Source organism: Geobacter argillaceus, assembly GCF_007830735.1.
Taxonomy (GTDB): Bacteria; Desulfobacterota; Desulfuromonadia; order Geobacterales; family DSM-12255; genus Geomobilibacter; species Geomobilibacter argillaceus.
Genome location: NZ_VLLN01000005.1, coordinates 112,625 through 134,881, shown reverse-complemented (window position 1 = coordinate 134,881; position 22,257 = coordinate 112,625). Strand labels below are relative to the sequence as shown.

Annotated in this window: 20 protein-coding genes and 1 tRNA gene; 6 read left to right on the top strand and 15 right to left on the bottom strand. The window is 57.8% G+C overall.

Going from position 1 to position 22,257, the window contains the following annotated elements; all coding sequences use genetic code 11:
• The first annotated feature begins 2 nt into the window (after positions 1-2).
• From JN12_RS05935 to pta, 3 genes are all read left to right on the top strand, one after another.
• Positions 3-1,670 carry a flagellar hook-length control protein FliK gene (locus tag JN12_RS05935; protein ID WP_145019647.1) on the top strand — a complete coding sequence of 556 codons (1,668 nt, stop codon included), beginning with the start codon at positions 3-5 and terminating at the stop codon, positions 1,668-1,670.
• A complete protein-coding gene (locus JN12_RS05930; protein ID WP_145019644.1) occupies positions 1,654-1,947 on the top strand; it encodes an EscU/YscU/HrcU family type III secretion system export apparatus switch protein in 294 nt (97 codons plus the stop codon). The genes JN12_RS05935 and JN12_RS05930 overlap by 17 nt, the downstream gene beginning before the upstream one ends.
• A gap of 151 nt (positions 1,948-2,098) precedes the next feature.
• Positions 2,099-3,100, top strand: a complete 1,002-nt coding sequence (pta, locus tag JN12_RS05925; protein WP_145019642.1) for a phosphate acetyltransferase — start codon at positions 2,099-2,101, stop codon at positions 3,098-3,100.
• 113 nt (positions 3,101-3,213) lie between these two features.
• Here the strand turns inward: pta and JN12_RS05920 are convergent, their stop codons facing one another.
• Entirely contained in the window at positions 3,214-4,479 is a 1,266-nt protein-coding gene (locus tag JN12_RS05920) for an acetate kinase (RefSeq protein ID WP_145019639.1), read from the bottom strand.
• Positions 4,480-4,759: 280 nt separating this feature from the next.
• Here JN12_RS05920 and JN12_RS05915 point away from each other — a divergent pair, with 280 nt between their 5' ends.
• Entirely contained in the window at positions 4,760-4,927 is a 168-nt protein-coding gene (locus JN12_RS05915) for a DUF362 domain-containing protein (RefSeq protein ID WP_145019636.1), read from the top strand.
• Between the two features lie 80 nt (positions 4,928-5,007).
• Here the strand turns inward: JN12_RS05915 and JN12_RS05910 are convergent, their stop codons facing one another.
• Together JN12_RS05910 and JN12_RS05905 are read right to left on the bottom strand one after the other, a co-directional pair.
• A complete protein-coding gene (locus tag JN12_RS05910) occupies positions 5,008-6,570 on the bottom strand; it encodes a DUF3426 domain-containing protein (RefSeq protein WP_145019875.1) in 1,563 nt (520 codons plus the stop codon).
• 114 nt (positions 6,571-6,684) lie between these two features.
• Positions 6,685-7,563, bottom strand: coding sequence for an MBL fold metallo-hydrolase (locus JN12_RS05905; RefSeq protein WP_145019633.1), 879 nt, complete (start codon positions 7,561-7,563; stop codon positions 6,685-6,687).
• 123 nt (positions 7,564-7,686) lie between these two features.
• Between JN12_RS05905 and JN12_RS05900 the strand changes: the two genes are divergently transcribed.
• Positions 7,687-7,763 (top strand) — tRNA-Arg (locus JN12_RS05900).
• Positions 7,764-7,860: 97 nt separating this feature from the next.
• On the opposite strand, the gene JN12_RS05895 is transcribed toward JN12_RS05900, so the two are convergent.
• The 10 genes from JN12_RS05895 to JN12_RS05850 all read right to left on the bottom strand — a co-directional run bounded on the left by JN12_RS05895 (position 7,861) and on the right by JN12_RS05850 (position 18,400).
• A complete protein-coding gene (locus JN12_RS05895) occupies positions 7,861-8,583 on the bottom strand; it encodes a J domain-containing protein (protein WP_145019630.1) in 723 nt (240 codons plus the stop codon).
• A 101-nt stretch (positions 8,584-8,684) separates the two neighbouring features.
• Entirely contained in the window at positions 8,685-9,755 is a 1,071-nt protein-coding gene (locus tag JN12_RS05890) for a protein-glutamate methylesterase/protein-glutamine glutaminase (protein ID WP_145019627.1), read from the bottom strand.
• A gap of 39 nt (positions 9,756-9,794) precedes the next feature.
• Positions 9,795-10,304, bottom strand: coding sequence for a chemotaxis protein CheD (locus JN12_RS05885; protein WP_145019624.1), 510 nt, complete (start codon positions 10,302-10,304; stop codon positions 9,795-9,797).
• Complete coding sequence (locus tag JN12_RS05880; RefSeq protein WP_407925375.1) at positions 10,301-11,173, bottom strand: CheR family methyltransferase; 873 nt, start codon at positions 11,171-11,173, stop codon at positions 10,301-10,303. Before JN12_RS05880 ends, JN12_RS05885 begins: the two co-directional genes overlap by 4 nt.
• Positions 11,174-11,334: 161 nt before the next feature.
• Entirely contained in the window at positions 11,335-13,026 is a 1,692-nt protein-coding gene (locus tag JN12_RS05875) for a HAMP domain-containing methyl-accepting chemotaxis protein (protein WP_145019621.1), read from the bottom strand.
• 78 nt (positions 13,027-13,104) lie between these two features.
• Positions 13,105-13,608 carry a chemotaxis protein CheW gene (locus tag JN12_RS05870; protein WP_145019618.1) on the bottom strand — a complete coding sequence of 168 codons (504 nt, stop codon included), beginning with the start codon at positions 13,606-13,608 and terminating at the stop codon, positions 13,105-13,107.
• A gap of 91 nt (positions 13,609-13,699) precedes the next feature.
• Complete coding sequence (locus JN12_RS05865) at positions 13,700-15,808, bottom strand: chemotaxis protein CheA (protein WP_145019615.1); 2,109 nt, start codon at positions 15,806-15,808, stop codon at positions 13,700-13,702.
• Positions 15,805-16,170, bottom strand: a complete 366-nt coding sequence (locus JN12_RS05860) for a response regulator (protein WP_145019612.1) — start codon at positions 16,168-16,170, stop codon at positions 15,805-15,807. Before JN12_RS05860 ends, JN12_RS05865 begins: the two co-directional genes overlap by 4 nt.
• A complete protein-coding gene (locus JN12_RS05855; protein ID WP_145019610.1) occupies positions 16,170-16,532 on the bottom strand; it encodes an STAS domain-containing protein in 363 nt (120 codons plus the stop codon). Before JN12_RS05855 ends, JN12_RS05860 begins: the two co-directional genes overlap by 1 nt.
• A gap of 17 nt (positions 16,533-16,549) precedes the next feature.
• Positions 16,550-18,400 carry a methyl-accepting chemotaxis protein gene (locus JN12_RS05850; RefSeq protein ID WP_145019607.1) on the bottom strand — a complete coding sequence of 617 codons (1,851 nt, stop codon included), beginning with the start codon at positions 18,398-18,400 and terminating at the stop codon, positions 16,550-16,552.
• 439 nt (positions 18,401-18,839) lie between these two features.
• On the opposite strand from JN12_RS05850, the gene JN12_RS05845 reads away from it, so the two are divergent.
• On the top strand, positions 18,840-19,193 hold the full coding sequence (locus JN12_RS05845) for a hypothetical protein (RefSeq protein WP_145019604.1): 354 nt from the start codon (positions 18,840-18,842) through the stop codon (positions 19,191-19,193).
• A gap of 15 nt (positions 19,194-19,208) precedes the next feature.
• On the opposite strand, the gene JN12_RS05840 is transcribed toward JN12_RS05845, so the two are convergent.
• Positions 19,209-20,948, bottom strand: a complete 1,740-nt coding sequence (locus JN12_RS05840; protein WP_145019601.1) for an aldehyde ferredoxin oxidoreductase family protein — start codon at positions 20,946-20,948, stop codon at positions 19,209-19,211.
• A 178-nt stretch (positions 20,949-21,126) separates the two neighbouring features.
• On the bottom strand, positions 21,127-22,203 hold the full coding sequence (locus tag JN12_RS05835) for a mannose-1-phosphate guanylyltransferase (RefSeq protein ID WP_145019598.1): 1,077 nt from the start codon (positions 22,201-22,203) through the stop codon (positions 21,127-21,129).
• Between the last annotated feature and the right edge of the window lie 54 nt (positions 22,204-22,257).

Here is a 22,257-nt window from a genome sequence, read left to right as displayed (position 1 = left end):
CCATGGAACTATCCACCGACATCATCATCCTTCTCAAGTCACCGACCATCGGCGAGGCCATCACCCCGGTCAGGGTGAGCGCCATCCCGTCGGCCATTCTGCAGCTGGCGCCGGGGACCGACGTACGGGCGGAGGTACTGGGGAGAATGGCCAATGGTCGAACCCTGATGCGGGTCGCCGGAGAAGTACTGACCATGGAGCTGCCGGAATCCCTGGCAACTGCGGATTCGGTGCGCATGACCTTTCTGGGGAGAGAGCCGCGCCCCACCTTTTCCCTGTCGCTCCGGCAAAACAGCGCCACACCGGTGGCCATCAGCCAGACAGGTCGCTGGCTCGGCCAGATCGTTCAGGGCGATACCGGCACCATGTCCCGGCCGGAACAGCTCGGCCGCTCTGTCAGGCTCAGCGACGGCCCGCCGGTCGATACGGCGCGGCTGGCAGCATCACTCCGGGAGGCGCTGACCACCAGCGGCCTGTTCTACGAATCCCACCTGGTCGAGTGGGCGGCCGGCAAGCGTCAGCTCTCCAGCATCATGCAGGAACCGCAGGCCTCTCTCTCGCCCCAACCGGCCGAGACTCCAGCCCCCCCTCTTTCCGGCAATGAACAGCCCGCCGTTACCGTTCCCGGAGCAACCAAGGGAACTGAATCAGCCGCACAACCTTCGCAACCCGCGCCGGGAAGCGCTTCAGCCACACAGCAACCTCCAGCCGCCGCATCCCCACTGCCAGAGACGCCTACTGCGACAGAGGCGGCCGGCGCCAAGGCACCACTAGGCTCGGGCGAAGGGCAGCCGGAAGATACACAACTACCGTCTGCTCCGCAACCAGGCCGTGCAGCCACCACGTCTGTCGGTCCCTCGGCAGGGGAACTGACGGTCGACACCGGCCGTGACAGCGGCACCGGCACGGTGCCTCAACCTGCCGGCACTCAGCCCGCAGCAATCCGCCCCGGCGCCGAAACATCGCAGCAGACCGGCGCAGCTCCAACAGCACCACCGCCAGCGGCTCAAACACCTTTTCAGCAGCAAGTCCCCTCCCCGCCCGTTGCAAGGTCCGAAATGCCTCCTCCGGAAAACGGCATCATTCGCGAACAGCCAACGACAGCCTCGCTCCCGGCCCTGCATACCGAGACCGGTGCCATCTCTTCCAGCCAGCAACCAGCGTCGTCCCGGCAAAAGCCGCTGCATCCTTTGCAGCATATCGATCCGGTTGCCTCGGAGGAGATGAACGCCCCTGCCAGCGCCCTATCGGCAAAGCCCACCCACGAAGCGTCAACTGGCCGGGGAGCGGAGCGGCCGGAAGTTGCCGACCCACGCGCGGCATCTATCATAAAAGAGCAACTGTCGGCACTGAATAGCGGCATTGTCACCTGGAACGGCGAAGCATGGCCCGGTCAGCCTCTGCAATGGAAGATCGAGGACCGGGAAGCCAGACATCGGGAAGCCTCGGAAGGAAGATGGCACAGTGAACTGCGGGTTGACCTGCCGAACCTGGGGAATGTCGTTGCGTCCCTGAAGATCCGCGGCAAGAAGCTGCACCTCTCGCTAACGGCAGACGCCGGCTCCACAACCGACCTGATGCAGCAGGAAGCCCCTAACCTTGAGGAACGGCTTGCCGCGGCAGGTCTGAATCTGGAAAACATGGTAATCCGTCATGGCAAAAAAGAGTGACCGTGAACGACTGGCTGCCGCACTCGCCTACAAGGCCGGTGATTACGCCCCACGAGTGATCGCCAAAGGGCGAGGTGCCACTGCCGAAGCGATTATCGCCCTGGCAAAAGAATCGGGAGTCTACGTGCACGAGTCGCCGGAATTGGTCTCCCTTCTCATAAAGGTGGACCTGGATCATTTTGTCCCGCCCGAACTCTATATGGCCATAGCCGAGATTCTGGCCTGGCTCTACTGGCTGGAGCACGGAAAGCCCGACTCACCGCCACCTTCATCCTGACGCAGGTGTTCCCCATAGCACTGACGAGCTCCCCCCCGAAAGTTATTTATTTTACTTCATTAGTTTAACCTCCCATGGCTTTTCTGTTGACCCGAAGCAAGTGTTACGTTATACACACAATTCCGTTCTACAAAACATCGTGGAGGTGTCTATGTCACTCGTCGAACAGATCAAAAGCAAGGCGGGGAAAACCCTGAAGACCGTTGTGTTGCCGGAGAGCTACGACGAAAGGATGCTCTTTGCCGCTCAGAAAGTCATGGAACAAGGTTTGGCTAAAATTGTCATCCTTGGCAATCCGGGCGAGATTGCAGCGGCCGCATCCGCCAAAGGGGTCAACCTGACCGGCGTGGAGATCATTGAGCCGGCTACGGCTCCTCGTCTTGACGCCTACGTCGACGAACTGGTCGAACTCCGGAAAAGCAAGGGGCTCACCAGAGAAGAAGCCACTAACCTTCTGACCGCCAGGGACAATCTTTACTTTGCCGGCATGATGGTACGAACCGGGGACGCGGACGGCGAAGTTGCCGGAGCAACCGGCACAACGGGCGATGTCCTGCGTGCAGCCTTTCAGACCGTCGGCACGGCCCCGGGCATCAAAACCGTTTCGTCATTCTTCCTGATGGTCACCAAGACCCCTTCGTTCGGCGAAAACGGCATCCTGCTGTTCGCGGACTGCGCCGTCAATCCCAATCCCGATGCCCAGGCCCTCGCCGAAATCGCTGTTGCTACCGCACGCAACTGCACTGCATTTCTCGATGTCCCCGCCAGGGTCGCCATGCTCTCCTTTTCCACCAAAGGGAGCGCCAAACACGACGATGCCGACAAGGTGCTCAAGGCCCTGGAGATTGCCAAGGGGATCGAACCCGGGTTGCAGATCGACGGCGAACTCCAGGCAGATGCGGCCCTGCTGCCAAAGGTGGGTGAGAAGAAGGCCCCCGGCAGCACGGTGGCCGGCAAGGCGAATGTCCTGATCTTCCCCGACCTGGATGCCGGCAACATTGCCTACAAGCTGGTCGAAAGGGTCGCAGGGGCCGAGGCGGTCGGCCCGGTCATCCAGGGGCTGGCCAAGCCGATCAACGATCTGTCCCGCGGCTGCTCGGTGGACGACATCGTCAATGTTGTGGCAATTACCGCAGTGCAGGCGCAGGCGTAGTTCTATCTGGGCGAGGAACCCCTTGCACAGACTTCACAAGACCAAACGAAAAGGCCGTCGGGAATCCCGACGGCCTTTTCGTTCGTCATCCTTCTTCGTCTTTCGTAGTTGCGCTACTTCCTCACGAAATCGTTCCTGGCAAAGGTATACTCAAAGTTCATGTGATCGGTGTAGGTACCGTTGAGAATGGCCACCACGTCCTCGGTAAATACCAGCTCCTCGTCGGTCGGAATGACGAACACCTTGATCGGCGAGTCATCGGTCGTAATCAGGCTCTCCCGCTTACGGGTCATTGCCCCCTTGTTCCGCTCCTTATCGAGAACAATGCCGATGTGCTCAAGCCCTTCAATGGCCTTCTCGCGAATAGGCCATCCCATCTCCCCGACACCGGCAGTAAACACCACCGCATCAAGCCGGCCGATGGCAGCGAGGTAAGACCCGATATACTTCTTCAAGCGATAGCCCTCGATCTTCAACGAAAGCTGACAGCGTTTATCGCCGGCATGGGCATGCTCAATGACGTCCCGCCGGTCGGTGAAACGACCGGTGACCCCGATGACGCCACTCTTCTTGTTCAGGATGCTGTCGATCTCCTTGGCCGAGAGGTTTTCCTTCTGCATCATGAAGGCAGGAATCGCCGGATCGATATCGCCACAGCGGGTCCCCATCATTGCCCCCTCCAGAGGGGTCAACCCCATGGTGGTGTCGACCGAGATGCCGTTCTTGATGGCACAATGAGAGACACCGTTACCTATGTGCATGGTGATGATATTGCACTCGCTGGGCTTCTTGCCAAGAAGCACCGCAGCCCGCTTGGAGACGTAGAGATGGGACGTGCCGTGAAAGCCGTAGCGCCGGACTCCGTGCTTTTCGTACCACTCGTACGGCACGGGATAGATATAGGCGTGTTCCGGCATTGTCTGATGGAAGGCGGTATCGAATATCGCCACGTGGGGAACGTTGGGCAGAACCGCCTGGGCCGCCTCGATGCCGGAAATATTGGGAGGGTTGTGCAAGGGAGCCAGATGTTGAACGTCCTTGACCGCGTCAAGCACCTGTTCGTCAATCAAGACTGAACAGGTGAACTTCTCGCCACCATGCACCACCCGGTGCCCCACGGCCGAAATCTGGTTAATGTCGGTCAACACACCATGAACCGGGTCGGTCAGCGTAGTGATGATCAAATCTATCGCCACCTGGTGGTCCGGACAGTCGCGCTCAAGACGGTGGGTTTCCCGTCCCGGGACCTCGTGCAGGATAAAGGAATCACCGATGATGACCCGCTCAACCATCCCCTTGGCTATGACTTCACGTGTATCCCAGTTGAATAGCTGATATTTGACCGACGAACTACCGCAGTTAAGGGCAAGAATATCCATGCAAGCCTCCACTAAGGATCTATCTAGAATAAATCAAACCGATTCAATTGTGATTTCCGTGAAGTTAAAAAAAGAGAAAGTGAAATTTAGCTCTAATAAAACTGTTTTTTATATTACAGGAGGTCATGTATCAATTCAAGGTTTTTGTTTTGCCTGGCAAAATGACACCTAATCTATAAACAGCTTTTTATGGACTTTACCCGCCCCTTATGCTATGTATCAGAAAATAGTCAATACGACCTAACTTACAGTCAAACTTACAGCAAAGGAGGTGAATAACTTGGCTCACAAGATTTCCGACGACTGCACCAACTGTGCCGCTTGCGAAGATTCCTGCCCGGTCAACGCCATCAGCGAGCAAGGTGCCAAGAGGGTTATCGACGCTGACACCTGCATCGACTGCGGCGCCTGTGTTGATACGTGCCCGGTTAACGCCATCAGCGCCTAGTTGCACCCGAAGTAGTTACAAAAAAGGCCGACTTACCGTCGGCCTTTTTTGTTTATGTTCTGCAACGTTGAACCACAGCATCACTTCGCAGCAACGGTAGAGCCTGCCACGGAAACACTGAAATCAACAGCTTCCTTTGGAACACTCGCAAATACGACAACAAAGGGAATAGACTTCCCGGGTTGCACTCCCAGATTGGAAAGTGAATCTCCGAACTGGTTGTTCATCACCTCTTCCAGTTTGTTCAGGGAAAGCATCGTGAGCTGTTCCTTGGTCAGACTGTTGCCACAATAGGCTTGCTTGTTAAGTATCGGCTGTCCATTTGCACCCAACAGCGTTGCCTTTACCTGGATCGAAGCCCGTGGCTTGCTATAGTTGTTAATCGTCTCCCCTCTGATGACGAAAAGCTCTCCCGCCTCATTGTTCGTAACGAACTCTGCGCTTATCTTGCCCAGCGATATCTTTCCTTCTTCCTGAGCACCACCGGTCAGCGAAACCAGAAAGCCAAGTCCCATTTTAGTCATGGTCTCCGGACCACTGACAACAAAGAAACCGACGCCTGCCAAAATCACAACAATGAAAATGGCGGTAATGGTAATGGCTGCCGGGAAAAAAGAGGCCCCTTTACGACGAGACGAAATAGTGAGGGGCGGTAGTTCATCGACGGTACCCTCAGAGAGTCCCGGTGGGGTGGAAGCAGGTGGCGCAGATTGTGCGGGAGTAGAGGGGTCGGCCTTGGGAAAAACTTCGTGATCCTGCGCAACGCCTGTTGTTGCACCCCGCGAGCTCGGCGTCAACGACGACACCTCACCCAAATCAAGCCCACCAAGGTCGTCGTCGCTTTTTTCCCCAGACTGTGCCGATGCCGAATCGCCATCGGGAATCGCTGTAGGAGTGGAAGATGCCGAAGCATGCAACGAAGGGACATCGCCGAACACATCATCAAAATCAAGATTAAATTCGTCCCGCGCCGACGCCTCGCCATCAGCCACGGGAGCCCTGTCGGCCACCGATTCCCCGGAAAGACTCACCTCGTCGAAATCAATACTGAAGTCTTCCGCCGCCGTCGACTCCGGAGCAGCATCCGTCTGCGGGGTGGTATCGAAGGAAGCATCTCTGTTCGTCGTACCCAATTGTTGGGACTGGTCCGCGTCATTGAAATCATAGTCAAGGTCGAATCCGGCCGGTTCACCGGGAATGGAGGAGATGCCGGGCTCCGGGCCATATTCTGCAGGCAACCTGTCCGAGTCAAATCGACCGGGTTCAGCGTCGGGATTATCAAGCGAAGCGAGCTCTGCGTCTATGGACGTAGCTTGCGGTGATGCTGAGATACTCGCCCCCTCTTGAACTTCAGAGGTCGCAGCGACAACTGGCACCACGGAAGGGGCACTGGCAACAGATTCATCAGCAAGGTTGGCCGATGTGGTGCCAGCAAACTCCGATCCCGACTCCACTCCGAAAGCAGCCCCCCCGCTCTCACCGTACTGCCCCAACAGGTCGCCAAACGTGGTACCTGGCCGTTCTTCCTTTTGCACCAGGAACACGTGTCTGCACTTGGAACAGCGAACCTTGACACCTCGACCCTTGATCTTTGCATCATCGAGCCTGAACTTGGTATTACACTGTTCACACTGAATAATCATGAAACCCTCCACAAGGAGAGATGCCGTAACTGGACAAAAACACCGTCATATCCCTCTTTTACAAGCTTTTGTCGATTCCCGTCTATAACAGAAACAAAGATGAGTGTCAAACCATTAATGGGCTCTAGAACTGGGCGGTGTAGAGTAGTCTTCCTTCAATTCCTTGTAAGCCCGTTCCAGATTCACGTCAAAGAAAACCTTGAAGCCGGGGAGCGATTGATATTCCGGCAGGGAAAAAGCCTTCTTGGTCTGAGCCAAAGTGTATCCTTTTTCAATATTCTGCAAAACCTCTGTCAGGAAGGCACGCATAGTGGTGCGGAAGCGGACTATCCCCTCGGCATCCGTCACCTTCCCGACCCCCGGGATCACCACCCGTGGATTCAACTGCTCCATCATGTCCAGGTTGAGGACCCAGTCCCGCATATGCCCATCCCCCATATAACCGACAGCATCATTGAAGAGGAGGTCCGAGGCAAAGAGCACCCCTTCGCTGGGGACATACACAATGACATCCCCATCGCTGTGACCACTTACCGTATTGTTCAGCACCAGGGAAATATTATCCCGCTGCAGCGTGAGCTGACTGTCGAAAATGATGACCTGGTTCTTGAAGGGCCTGAGCTCATTCTTCAGTGCTTGCCAGGTTTGCCATGAAGTGATGATCTCCGCATTGGCGGGCAGGTCAAAGTCGATGTAATTGAATCCCGGATGATGGTGGGTGAGTATCACATGACGGATCGGAAGCGGGGTAATCTTGGCAATCTCGGCAACCAGTTCCCTGACCCCTTCTGGAAGAAAATGGGCTCCGACCAGGATTACCTGGTAATTGGTGACGACAATCATCGCATTGCTGGCCGCTTTTCCCTCCGGGAGCGCGATGGCGCCATACACACCGTCTCCGATTTTCTGGATGGAATAATAAGCCGCCCGCACCTGCACCGGCACAAAAAAAACAATGGTCGTGCAAACCAGAAACAGTATAAAACGCTTCATCGAACCTCCGTGCGAAATTATAGTAACATTTTCGACACATTTGCGGCTATCTAAAGAATTTGCTCAATATCGACATTAAGGTCTTGAGTTTAGTGATGAAATATTGTAGAAAGGATAGCTCACGGGCGGTTAGCTCAGTTGGATAGAGTACAGGCCTCCGAAGCCTGGGGTCGTGGGTTCGAATCCCATGCCGCCCGCCAAAAAAAACAAAAGGGTTACGGCATTGCCGTAGCCCTTTTTCAGTTCCGCGCCCTTCACTCCTCGAATCGTCCCAATCCCGATGCGTAAGGCTTATTGCTACTTTCCGAATACCAGGTTGTGCGTGTAGTGGTCTCTTGCCAACCGCTCCATCTCTTGCCCGCTGATCATCTTGTGGACCACAAAGTACTGCCCGATACGACGCATTCGCGATTTCTGATTCATCAGTAACAGCTTCACCTGAAAGGGATTCAACAAGCCGCTACGGACGGCATTCTCGCCGAATCTGCCAGCAGGACGGACCGAAAGAATGGCCTCCACATCAGAGTGCGACAGCCAGCCCCATTCACGGGCAATGGAGCCAATTGTCACCCGGCCTCCCCTTTGCCACGTCACGGCATCCAATAACGCCCGGAATGGTATGATGCCACGATAATAGAGGTACCGGCCAAAGGGGAGCGGGCGAGGGGGAAGAGAACCGTGATGGTACGTGTGACGGGCAGATTCTGGTGGTTTTTCGTATGTTCGGGTGGGATTGAAATTGTGGTCAGTCTTCAGCCGTATGCCCCGATTCCGAATGAAATTACCAAGCAGTTCATAGGCTTCATTCGCCCGATGAAAGAGCTCGGAACCAGAAGGTGCATTGTGGGGCGAGACATGGGCAGCAAGGTCGGGGTGGGTTTCCTTGGCCTTTCTGCGGAAGGCTGCCTTCACTCCATCGTGATGCAGATACCGCAGAAAATCAACGGACAGGTCGATTTCATGGCCAAACAGCACGCGGCAGGCGTTAAACAGCTCAGAGTAGGAAGCATCTCCATTCACAGGGCACCCTCTCGAACACAGGCTAACTCAAGAGGGGATAATCCTAGCATATGAGCGGCATATTGCCCACCCAAAACGGTCCGAACCTGTTGAGACGAGGATTAAGAGCAGACGTGCAGAACTTCCCGCGCGATCCTTTCGAGCGGAATGACGAGGTTGACGCCCCCCCTCTTGATCGCTTCCTGCGGCATACCGAAGACCACGCAGCTCGCTTCATCCTGGGCAACCGTATAGGCTCCTGCCTGCTTCATTTCAAGCATGCCGTTGGCGCCATCATCACCCATGCCGGTCATAATGACACCAACCGCATTTTTCCCGGCATAGCGGGCCGCTGACCGGAAAAGCACATCCACGGACGGCCGGTGCCTTGAAACCAGCGGACCGTCCTTGATCTCCACGTAGTAACGTGCCCCGCTCCGCTTGAGTAGCGTGTGCCGGTTTCCCGGGGCAATCAGGGCGCGGCCGCGGATGATCGTGTCATTGTTATCCGCCTCCTTGACATTAATCCGACAGAGGCTGTCCAGGCGCTGGGCAAAGCTTCTGGTGAACCCTTCTGGCATGTGCTGGACAATAACGATTCCGGGCGTGTCGGCCGGCAGCGCCTCAAGAAAGATGCGCAGCGCCTCGGTACCGCCTGTCGAGGCCCCGACAACGACCACCTTCTCCGTTGTCTGGATCATCGCCTTTGTTGCCGGCTTTTCCAGGATTACGTCTGCCGAGAGCTTGGGGGCAATCTTGCGGGGTGTAGCGGCAACGGGCCTGACCCGCGCCTGAGCAGCAGCCTTGATCGTATCGCAGATGCTGATGCGCGATTCCTCCAAAAATTTCTTGGTGCCCAGCCTGGGCTTCTGGATTATCTCCACGGCACCATATTCCAGGGCTTTAAGCGCGGTCTCCGAACCCTGATCCGTCAGACTCGAGCACATCACGACCGGAATCGGATGCTGGCTCATGATCTTGTGCAGAAAGGTAATGCCATCCATTTTCGGCATTTCCACATCGAGCGTGATTACATCGGGGATTTCATCACGCATCCGCTCTGCAGCGATGAACGGGTCGGAAGCCGTTGCCATCACCTCGATCTGAGGGTCTGAAGAAAGGATATCCGCCATGGTCTGACGCACCACGGCCGAATCATCGACGATCAATACCCGTATCTTTTTGGTTGGCACATGCCCCTCCACGCCGTAACCATGATAATGCAGCTCTGGTCAAGGTCTGTTGTTGAGCCGCTTGAGCAGTATCTCCCCGGTATGGGTGTAAAAATAGATCTTCCGCCCCTGTTGCCCGCCGATGTCGGCGGCCTGCACCAGAAGACCCGCCTCTTCCAATATCCTTTTCGTTACCGTCACGTTCTGTGTGCCAATGGTCATGCGCTGGCCCGCCTCGGGAACACCGAACATGTCCGACCCGCCGAACACCTTGATCTCCAACTCGCTGTGGTACATCCCCAAGGCATTGAACTGTTCCAGCATCCGTCGGATGGAGCAATCCATGTACTTGAATCCCAACAGGCAATTGCGATCGCATCTGCTGGCGTCGTTGTCACGACAGGATGGGAGCAGTCCATGACAGATCGCCCCGATCCTCCTTTGCGGGTGGAACATGGTAACAGCCACACACGAACCGAGAAGGGTGGTGACTATGGTCGGTTGCTGTGCAATGAACATCTCACCCGGCTTGAGGTAATGGTGCGACAGATGGCTGCCGTGGTGCCTCATGCCGGTTTCCTGTAGACAGTCGGATGCACCTGGACCAGTGGGACATCGAGCCCGTTGAGCGTTTCCGAATGCCCCATGAAGATCCAACCTCCTGCCCTGAGGTGCCCATGGAACTTGTTCAGAAGCCGCTCCTGGGTCTTGCGATCAAAATAGATGATCACGTTCCGGCAAAAAATGATATCCAATTGCTCTTTGAAACCGAAGTCGCTGTCCATGAAGTTCAGGCGACTGAACCGTATCCTGGAGCGAAGTTCCGGGACGATCCGCACCAGGGGATTAGTCCTATCCTTGCTCCTGAGCAGATATTTGCGCCTCAGTTGCATGGGAACCGGATCGATCCGGTCCTCGTCATATACGGCCTTTTTAGCCCTTTCCAGAACCCGGGTCGAGATATCCGTGGCCATGATCTGATAGGAGAAACCGTCCTGCTGCGCTGCGGCCACCTCGCTCAAGACCATGGCCAGCGTGTACGGTTCCTCACCGGTGGAGCAGCCGGCACTCCAGACATTCAAAGGCCGACGGCCGCCCGTTTTCTTCTGCCATTCCGGGATGACGGTATTTACCAGATAGGTGAAATGGGCCGGTTCACGGAAGAAATCGGTCTTATTGGTCGTCACCAGGTCGACCATCATGATCAGTTCGTTCCGCAACCCCTCTTGAGAGAAGAGGTACTCGCAATAGTCGGAAAATGACGGCATTGAAAGTGCGCGTAACCGCTTCTGCAGCCTGGCCTCAAGCATGGTCTTTTTGGCCGGCGGCATCTTGATGCCGCAATGCTCGTAGATGAAGCTGCTCAATCGCGTAAAATCCTTGCCGGAGAGGGCAGGATTGCGCTCTGCAGTTGGCATGCTGGTCGCACTACTGAACACGCTGTTCTCCTCCGCGGTACCTGGAAAAAATTGTCAGGGCACTTCCCGACCAATCCCTTTAGGTGGTTATCGGTATTATTGTGAATCCCTTAATAAAGAAAAACGGAGACGTCGTCCCCATGGTTTGACGTCTCCGTTCGATTCAAGGACCACTCTGATTGTCAAAACTTTTCAAACGCTTCGTCCAGCCGGTCCTCGTCCATATCCAGACTCACGCCGCGTCCGCCAGTTGCTCCCGCTTTGGCCTTCTGCCCGGTTTGCCCGAGATGGGATATTTTGACCTTCTCGGTTTTTATGACCGGTTTTGCATGGGCAATGCCGGCCGGCAACGCAGCCGCCCGCGATCGGGAATCGACCTTGAAGAACGAAATGGCACTTTGCAGCTGCTCGGCCTGGGAATTCAACTCCTCGGCAGTGGACGCCATCTCCTCGGAGGCCGAGGCGTTCTGCTGGATGACCTGATCGAGCTGCTGGATCGCTTTGTTGATCTGGTCCGCGCCGGTGTCCTGCTCGCGGCAGGCGGCAGAGATCTCCTGCACCAGTTCCGCGGTCCGCTGGATGTCCGGCACCATCTTGGTCAACTGTTCCCCGGCCCGTTCCGCAACATCGACACTGGAGGCTGACAGCTCCGAGATCTCGGCGGCCGCTTTCTGGCTCCGCTCGGCCAGCTTGCGTACCTCGGATGCCACTACCGCAAACCCTTTGCCGTGCTCGCCGGCCCGTGCCGCCTCGATGGCCGCGTTCAACGCCAGCAGGTTGGTCTGCCGGGCGATCTCCTCGATGATCGAGATCTTGCTTGCGATATCCTTCATGGCCGCCACGGTCCGGGTGACAGCCTCCCCACCTTCCTTGGCGTCGGTTGCCGATTTCAGGGCGATCTTCTCGGTCTGGGCCGCATTGTCGGCATTCTGGCGGATATTGGACGACATCTCCTCCATGGAGGATGAGGCCTCTTCGGCCGCCGCCGCCTGCTCGCTCGCCCCCTGGGACATCTCTTCCGAGCCGGACGACAGTTCCTGGCTCCCGGCCGCCACGTTGTCCGAAGCGGAGCGGACATCGTTGACAACATCCTTGAGTTTTTCAACCATGTTCTTCATGGCGGCAAGCAGCTGCCCGGTCTCGTCCGTGCTGTGCGATTCGATTTTGACGGTCAGATCACCCTCCGCCAGGCGGTTGGATACGTCTACAGCCTCAACAAGAGGTTTCGTTATGCTTCTGGTCAGGAAAACTGCGACAAGTCCTGCCAGAACGATTGCTGCCGCGCCGATGAAAAGCATCAGGCTACGGGCATTTTGATAGGCTTTCAGCGCCTCCTCGTAGCGGATCGTATTCCGTTCATGCTGGAACTTTACTACTTCATCAATATTGTCCAGCCATTTGCGGACCAGGGGACGGGCCTCCTTCATCATCACGCCGGCAGCCTCTTCCTCCTTGCCGGCCATTGCCAGTTCTATTACCCTGTTGTTCATCGACCGCGCCGAGTCCCCAGCCTCCTTGACCTTGGCGATCATCTCGTAGGCTTTTTTGTCGTCTTTCGGGGTCATCTCTTCCAGCTTCTTGTAGGCTTCATTGTAACCATCCCGGACGACAGAGATCTTTTTCACGGTTTCCTGTCGTTTTTCCGGGCTCTTCTCCAGGAGGATATTGCGCAGTTGGATCGACACTTCCCTGACGCATTCGCCCATATGGTTCGCCTCTTCAAGGCGAACGACGTTGACCTTGACAATCCGGTCCAGTTTGTCATGAATGTGTGCCATATTGGCAATACCGATCCAGATGAGTCCCACCATGAAAATGAGCAACGTTGCGAACGCCAGCATCAGCCTTGTTCCGATCTTCATGTTCTTCAGCATCTCGAACCTCCTTGTGATCTATGCCTTCAACGCCTGGCACCGTTACAGACACTCGTCTCGATTACGGATACGCCCCGATCAAACCGCCGCCACAGACGGCACCAGGGCCTCTTCCACCATGGTAAGCTCCGACGCGGAGAACACCTTGTCGATATCCAGAATGATGACAAAATGGTCGTCCCGCTTCCCCATCCCTTTGATGAAATCGGTCCTCAGCTTGGTGCCGATGCGGGGGGGCGGCTCGATCTGCTCCGGTCCGAGTTCCAGCACCTCCTGAACCGAATCGGCCATGGCCCCCAGCACCGTCCCTTCGCCGTCGATATCCACCTCGACGATGATGATACAGGTATTGACCGTGGTTTCGGCCACCGGCATGTTGAACTTGCTCCGCATGTCCACCACCGGCACCACACTCCCCCGCAGGTTGATGACGCCGCGCATGAAATCCGGCGTCTGCGGCACCTTGGTGATACTGGTATAATCCAGCACCTCCCGCACCTTGGCAATGTCCAGGGCGAAAAGCTCCTCATCAAGGGTAAAGGTCAAATACTGGGTTGATTCACCGACTTCTGTCGCAGCCATAACTCCCCCTTTTCATCCGGATTTGTTTGAACGGAGAACCATTATCCACCTGCTTCAGCGTATGCAGACGGTTGCGGTCCGAACCGAAGGATCAAGCAGCTTCCACTCTGCGCTCCAGCGCTTCAACCCGCCTGATCAGATGCGGGATGTCGAGAATCAGGGCAACCGAGCCATCTCCAAGGATCGTGGCGCCGGAAATGCCGTCAATATTTTTGTAGGCCCTGCCCAGGGACTTGATGACCGTCTGGTGTTCACCGATCACATGATCGACCACAAAACCGACCTGGTGGTTCTCGACGGTCGTAATGACGATCTGCTCGATGTCCGGCCTTTCCCCGTGCATGTAGAATTGTTCCCGCAGGGGAACATACGGAACGATACGTCCCCGGACATTGGCAATGTTCCGGCCGTGGGAATTTTCCACATCTTCGCGGGTCAGTTCCACGCATTCATTGACCAGCGCCAGGGGAATGACGAAACAGTCGGGGCCGATCCGTACCAGCAGGCTCTCGATGATGGCCAGGGTCAGGGGGAGCTTGACCGTGATGGTCGTCCCCACCCCCTTCTTGCTGTCGATGTTGATGGTGCCACGCAGGGTTTCAATGGCGCGCTTGACCACATCCATCCCCACCCCGCGGCCGGAGACGCTGGTTACCTGCTTGGCGGTGGAAAAACCCGGCTCGAATATCTGGGCAAAGATCTCCTTGTCGTCGATCTCGGCCGTGGCCGCAATGAGCCCCTTTTCAACCGCCTTGGCATGGATGGCTTCGCGGTCCAGGCCGCCGCCGTCGTCCTTGATGGTGATCAGAACGCTGTCGCCGGAATGGACCGCGGTCAGGTGGACCGTTCCCTGGCGCGGCTTGCCGGCCCGTTCCCGTTTGTCCGGGGCTTCGATGCCATGGTCGATGCTGTTGCGGATGAGATGGACGAGCGGGTCGTTCAGTTTCTCGATGACTGTCTTGTCCAGTTCGGTATCGGCCCCTTCGGTGGTCATCTCGATCTCTTTGCCCAGTTCCTGGGAAAGATCCCGCACCAGCCGCTTGAACTTGCTGAAGGTGGTACCGATGGGAAGCATGCGGATATTCAGGGCATTGTCCCGCAGGTCGGCGGTAAGCCGCTCGACCTCTTCGGAAATGGCCAGGAGGTCGGCCTGCTTGGTGGACTGGGCCAACTGGGTGAGCCTCGCCTGCACGGTAACCAGCTCTCCCACCAGGTTGACCAGAACATCCAGCTTCTCGGCCGGTACCCGGATGCTGGATGCCGACTCCTGGACCTGCCTCTCCTGGCGCACTTCCCGGACGTGCCGCTGCTCGACCAGGGCAGACACTACCTGCTCCGCCTTCACCAGGCCGGCATCAACTACCAGTTCGCCGAAACGACGGTGCTGGGCCAGAACATGTTCCATATCCTCGGGCCGGAGTTCTCCGCGCTCCACCAGGATATCACCCAGCTTTTTGTAATCTTCGTCGACATCAAGCCGGCCGCCGTCATCGATCATCTCGATGGTCAGATCGCAGTCGTCCTCGACAAAGATAAAAACGTCGCGGATGGCATTTTCACCCCGGTTGGTGGTGAGAATGATGTCCCAATAGAGATAGCAGCTCTCCGGTTCGAGATCGCTCAAAACGGGAAGATTGGCCATCTGGGCAACCACGTTGGCCCTGCCCAGTCCGCGGAGTTCATTCAGCAGCGACAAGGGGTTCGTACCGGTCATGAAAACCCCGGCAAACGGCTTGAACCGGATACGATAGGTAACCTGGCCGCCGACTTCCGCGGCTGGCAGTTGGTCTACGGGACGTGGAGAAACGTTGGTCCCTTGCACCTCCCCATTGCCGGAAAGCGCCTTGAACCCGGCAATGAGTTCCTCGCTGGCAGCGGTATCCGGATCGACCCCGTCACCATCGAGCATCGCCTTGATCCGATCCCTGGCCCCCAGGCTCAAATCCACCAGGTTCTGGCTGACCGACAGCCTGCCGCTGCGCACCTGATCGAAGACGGCCTCCACTTCATGGGTAAAGGCGGCAATGGTCTCGAAGCCGAACATGGCCCCGGACCCCTTTATGGTGTGCATGGCGCGGAAAACACGCCCGATGAGCTCGCTGTCAGTGGGATTTTCCTCCAGCTCAAGCAGTGAACTCTCCAGTTCTGCCAGGAGTTCGTAGGCTTCGTCTTTGAATGCCTGCCGATGTTGATCGATCATCCCAGCACCTTCTTTACGACCGCAATGAGCTGGTCCGGCTGAAACGGCTTGACGATCCACCCGGTGGCCCCCGCTGCCTTGCCTTCCTGTTTCCTGGTATCCTGCGATTCGGTGGTGAGCATGACGATCGGGATGAAGCGACAGGCCGGCAGGGCCCGCGCCCCCTTGATCAGGCCGATGCCGTCCAGGTTGGGCATATTCAGGTCGGTAATCAGCATGTCGACCTTCTGCCCTTGCAGCTTCTGCAGGGCATCCTTACCGTCAACCGCCTCGACGACGTCATAACCGTGCTGCTTGAGGGTAAAACTCACCATCTGCCTGACACTTGCCGAATCGTCGGCAGTCATGATCATCTTCGCCATCAGCCTCGTCCTCCCGTCCAAATACAGGTGTGGCAGACATCCACCACACACCCCATCTGCCGCAATTGGCCGACAGCGTCCGCTGCCTCCCAGACCGCCGACCCCGGTCCGCCGATAATGGTAAAACTTTTTTTCATAAACACCGAACTCCGGTGGGCCGAGCAAAGAATTTGCAGCCCGGCAACGTCTATCCCCGTCACCGCGGTCAAGTCCGCAGTTATACGGTTCGCCTTCTGGAAGGCTGCCAGCAGATGCTCCCGGAGCTCACCGGCATACGGAATGGTCATCTCTCCGGCGATGGTCACCACAACCGCGGCTGGATCGTCTGGCGCTGCCAAGGTCTGTACTGAAAGGTCACTCATTCCCGATCCCCCTGATATCAGAAAAGCTCGACGTTATCGCCCAGGCTGTCCGCTGAAGCCGCCTGATCGCCGGCAGGGCTTCCCCCAAACGGCACCGCCTTGTCAAACGCTGCTGCCCCGCGCTCTGTCCGGGTAACGACTTCGTGCACTTTACGCTCGCTATGCATGGTATAGCGGGCAGCCAAGACTTTCAGCCGTTCGGCAGCCGGTTGCCCGACCGGTGGCGGAAACTCCCGGCGGCTGGCCGTGCAGACCTGCTCTGCGGCCTGCAACGAGTCGGCAATCGCCTGCGAGAGCTCCTCGTGGGCAGCAATCCCCCTGATCCCTTCCACGATCTCCCCTTGCAGACTGTCAACGGTCCCGTCGATCGACGCAACCAGCTCGAATACTTCGTTCTGGACGGCACAGATCTCCTGCAGGGATATGGTCAACTCGTCGAGCATCCCTTTAACGTCCCGGTCAATGGAGGCAGAATCATTGGCCACCCGTCCCTGCAGCCGCTCGGTCACCGCCGTGATGGCCTGGAGCGGCCGTGAAACAGACGCCGTCTGTTCCATGGTGTCAAGGGAGAGCCGCTGAATCGCCTCTGCCAGCACACCCAGGGCTGCCCCCTCGCTGCCGACCCTGACAGCCTTGATCTGGGCATTCAGAGCTATCAGTTCGATCTCTGTGCCAATGGTTTCGATGTCGCGGACAAAGGTGATAATCTCGCCGATCGTCCCGATTACCGTCCCCATGGCACTGATCAGCCTGCCGTTTTCCCGGGCGCTCTCGGCAAGCACCGTGGTCACGCCTGCCAGCTCTTTTTCCATGGTCGAAAAAAAGGTCTGGTCGGTCTGATCCGAGACCCCGGCCATCTTTCTGACCTCACCGGCAAGCCCTCCCCCCTTGGTGCTGATCGACTCAAGGCTTTTAGTGATCGTGCCAATGGCATGTTCCAGTTCATTGTCCGAGTTTTTCAATTGAGCCATCTGCAGTTCGCAGATGTCGCCGATCTCGACGGCAAGGTTGTGCCGAGCCTGCTGAGAAAGGTCATCCATCCTGTCGATGGCGGCACTGAGCTCGTCGAAGGCCTCCTGAACATGCTCCAGCTGCTGCCGGACAATGTCGTGGAACTGCATGAACGTAACGATTTCACCCAGGTTCTGTTCCATCTCGGCGGAAATGGCGCTGATGACTGCTGCCGCCTCACCACGTTGGCTGTTTACCGTCTCCAGGGTTTCCAGGCTTTCCCGAACCCGCTGCAGCGTCGCGTGAACCTGGGCGTGCTGGTGCGCTTCCACCCCCCGTACCCGTTCGAGAGTTTCGCCGATCAGCCCTTCCAGACTGTTCAACTGGCCGGTTATGGTTTCCGACTTGCTCACCACATCCACCGAGAGACGGGCCACGTCATTGGCCAACGTCTCGAAACCGGCAGCATTCCCTCCCAGGCGGGAACTTTCGATCTTTGTGGAGATCCCCAGCATGCGCAGCACCTTGTTGATTTTGCCGAAGCCGACCAACGGCGCCTTGGCGTTTTCAAGCATGCTGATGATTTCCCGGAAGTCTCCGCTAATCTCGTCCATTTCTCTCTGTAGATTGGACAGGTAGAGACCGAGCCGGCTGACGATATTGTTGATGGTCGTCATGGTCGCGGTGATCTTCTCTCCGCTGACCACCCTCACCATCTGGTCAGACTGAGTAGTCACACCGCGCGCCTGTCCCCAAAGGCCTTGAAAACGACCGCCCAGCGCGAGGAACTCCCGCTCGCTGGCAACGGCTACCGCTCCCAGGGATCTGGCCTGACTGCCAAGAATCTCCTGCCAGTCGCCAAAGGCGTTGTTGTTCTGGAAGTTGTTATGCCTGGATTCTGTACTATGTTCGAACATGTTGGATTACCAAGCCAGCGTATCGGAACGATCAGGATAAGGTACAGCTCTCTCAAATGCCCTGGTCAGTACAAGGTTGGCGGGTTTTAATGTAATCATAACTGTATCCTTTATTTTTCTTTTGACAACATCGGGATTGAGAAATCAGAAACTCCGTAATGCATTGCATTGGGGGGCTGAGCAGGCCTTGTCGGCTGAATGCCGGTTACCATCAAAAAGATATCCCCCTATTGCATGTATGAATTATCGGGGAATATTAAACTTACTTAAGCCAATTCCGCAAAAAAATGCGATTTTTTGTCAAAAAGACGGTTAAGTGCCATGAACAGCGACGGGAGAAGAACCACCAGCTCTGGTGCACTGCGAAAAAGCGGCATCTGCCCGAAGATCATGGTATGCTGCGGGGAAAATTTTGCCCAGATGGGCATCATGGATGGTTATGCCCGACGAGACCTTGGAAAGACTCACTGTTCGCTTTGCCCGTGCCGCGGAACGTCACAATGCAGCTCTGGAAGCGATGGACGAAGCAGGGGCCAACCGGCAGGCCTTCCTTATCAGTCGGCTTTTTGCCGGCATTGTTGCGCACGGTGTTGCCGGCCGGGCAAGGCTGCTCGGTCTCCTGACCAGCGAACAGCCGGCCGTGGCCGGTATGGCTGCCGTCTATTCCCTGCGCTATGCTCCGCAGGAAGCGTTGCCGGTTCTTCGGCGGATTGCCGGGGAACCGGGATTGCTGGGATTCAGGGCCGGGATGGCCATCGAACGGTGGGACCGGGGGGAATGGGAGATCGACTGATCAACGAGACATGGGCTATGGCTGGCGATCCAGGAAGGTGTCATCGGGAAAGGTTCCGTCCGGGTTCAGCCCCCGGATGCGGTAGTACTTCTGCAACTCTTCGTCAAAGCGGGTACGATCGATGGGGGGAATTTGAATCCCTTCCCCGCTGGAACCGGCCTCGGCAAAAAACCGTGCCGGCAGGATGTCGTCGCCGGCGGTAAAGCCATTGGCACAGTTGTAGAACCGCTCCGTCAGGTAGATCCGCTCGCCGATCTCCTTGAGGCTCTGGGGAGAATACTCCACGCCGGTGGTGGCGGACAGCAGCTCGGCATACTCCTCCAGCGTGGCGCCGAAAAAGGAGAACTTGCACGCCACCAGCGAGTCGACCGCGGCGTTGGTGTCCTCGGCGATCTTGATGATCCGGGCCTTGCCGGAAAAGGAGAACCGGTCGGTGGCCACCGGTTTGCGCAGGATCTCGTGGGCAATCGGGTAGGCCCGCAGGTGACAGCCGCCCCGGTTGCTGGTGCAGTAGGCCAGGGCCATGCCATAGGCGCCCCGCGGATCATAGGCCGGCAGTTCCAGCCCCTTGACGCTCATGGACAGTCCGGGACGCCCCAACTGCTCCGTCACGCGGCGGGAGCCGAGGGCGAGGTGTTCACCATCGCCGCTTCGCATGGCAATCGCTTCCAGCAGGGGAGGCAGTTCGTCGGCCACGGGAAAGCGGCCGCGGGCCTCACCCCAGGCCGCCAGCGTGACAGCGGCGGAGATGGTGTCGATGCCCAGCTGGTTGCAGAGAGTGTTGGCCTCGACAATGGCAGCCAGGCTGGCGATGCCGTTCAGGCCGCCGAAGTGGGAGACCGTCTCGTATTCGGGGAGATGTTCGCCGCTAGGTGTGCTCTTCTTGCACTGGATGGGACAACCGTAGCAGCCGTCTTTCTTTGCCCCGCACTCCCGGCGGATCGCCGGTCCCGAATAGTGGTGCGACCCGGCGAACACCGTCCTGGCAAAGTTCTCCGTCGGCGCCATCCGGCGCTGGCGCATCAGGTCCACCAGGGCCGGCGTGCCGTACTCGGCGATTCCCAACTCGCCGAAGATGACCGGCGAGGCCCGGAAGAGCCGCATCACGTCCTGGCGGGCATGGTCGAAACGGGCCTGGTCGGCGATTGTCACCGGCCGGCTGCCGCCCACCACTATCGCTTTAAGCCGTTTGGCCCCCATGACCGCACCCAGGCCGCCGCGCCCAACCGAGTTCCCCTCCCCCATCATGATATTGGCGAACAGGACGCCGTTCTCGCCGGCCGGACCGATGGCCGCCACACTCCCTCTGTCGGCAAGGGCTGCAACTGTCTCCCTGATCCGCCCGCCCCACAGTTCTTCGGCAGGTAGGAGTTCGACTGCGTCATCATTGATGGCGAGGAGCACCGGTCTTTCGCTTTGACCGGTGATGAAAAGGGCATCGAGCCCGGCCGCCTTGAGCCGCCAGGCAAAGCGGCCACCGGCCGAGCAGTCGTAGATGGTACCGGTGAGCGGCGAGCGGGAGACCACGGTCAGCCGTGCCGCAGTCGGCGCCGTGGTACCGCAGAGGGGGCCGACGGCAAAGATGAGCGGCATCTCCGGTGCCAAGGGGTCGAGGCGGAAATGGTCCCGCATCAGACGCACCCCGAGCCCCCGCCCGCCGAGGTAGGCGTGGAGGAGTTCCTGCGGGATCTCCTCCCGCCAGGCGCGCCCTTCGGTCAGGTCAACACGCAGTATCTTTCCGGTCCAGCCGTTCATTAAAATCCGTGACTCGTGACTCGTGACTCGTGACTCGTGACTCGTGACTCGTGACTCGTGACTCGTGACTCGTGACTCGTGACTCGTGACTCGTGACTCGTGACTCGTGACTCGTGACTCGTGACTCGTTTCACCCGATTGTAAGGTTTTTACGAGTCACCAGTTACCAGTCACGGCTTTAAAGGTACTCCGTAAGTCCCCTCTGCTGCAACTCCTCTACCACCTTCTTCACCTCCTGGGCCCGCTCACGGGGGCAGACCAGGAGGGCGTCAGGACTGTTCACCACCACCAGCCCCTCCACCCCGACCAGGGCCACCAGCTTCGCGTCCCCGTAAACCAGGCATTCGCGGGCATCAACCGACACCAGTTCCTTGACATTGATGGCCACCGTGCCGTTTTCGTCACCATCGATGACCTCGGGCAGGGCGCTCCAACTTCCCACATCGCTCCAGCCGAAGGAGGCCGGCACCACCTGGACGTTGTCGGCCCGTTCCATCACCCCGTAATCGATGGACTCGCCGCTAATATCCCGGTAAATCTTCTCGATCTGGGGCTTGAGGTCGGCCAGTTCCCAGACGTCGGCCGAAAAGGAGAGCCGGTCAAGGGCCGTGGACAGGGCCGGCATATGGCCGGCAATGGCTTCGAGAATCGTATCAGTCCGCCAGACGAACATGCCGCTGTTCCAGAAAAAGCCCCCGGCCTCCAGGAATTCCAGCGCCTTCTGCAGGTTCGGTTTCTCCACGAACCGTTTCACCGGAAACGGCCCGCTGCCACGGTTTTCCAGGTCTGCTTCGATATAGCCGTAGCCGGTCTCCGGCCTGGTCGGCTCTATTCCCAGGGTCACCAGGTAGCCGTTCAGGGCCGCCTCCCGGCCGCGCATGATGGTCCGGCAGAACTCGGCCTCGTCCCTGATGTAGTGATCGGCCGGCAGCACCACCATCAGCCCGGCCGGGTCGTGGCGGGCTATGATCTTTGCGGCCAGGCCGATGGCCGGCGCCGTGTTGCGGCCGACCGGCTCGGCAATGATGTCGAAGGGAACCCCCTGCAGCATGTCGAGCTGCCTGCCGGACTCCGCCGCCTGCAGGGCGTTGGTCACCACCAGAATCCGCTTCGGCTTCAGGGGAAGCACCCGTTCCACGGTCCGCTGGAGCATGGACTTGCCGCCGAATACCGACATGAGCTGCTTCGGGGTACGGGTCCGGGAGAGGGGCCAGAAACGGGTGCCGGAGCCGCCGGCAAGAATTACGACGTACATGTATCAACGTTCCTTTCAATGCAGATGTCAATGCAGATGTAGGGGCGATTGACG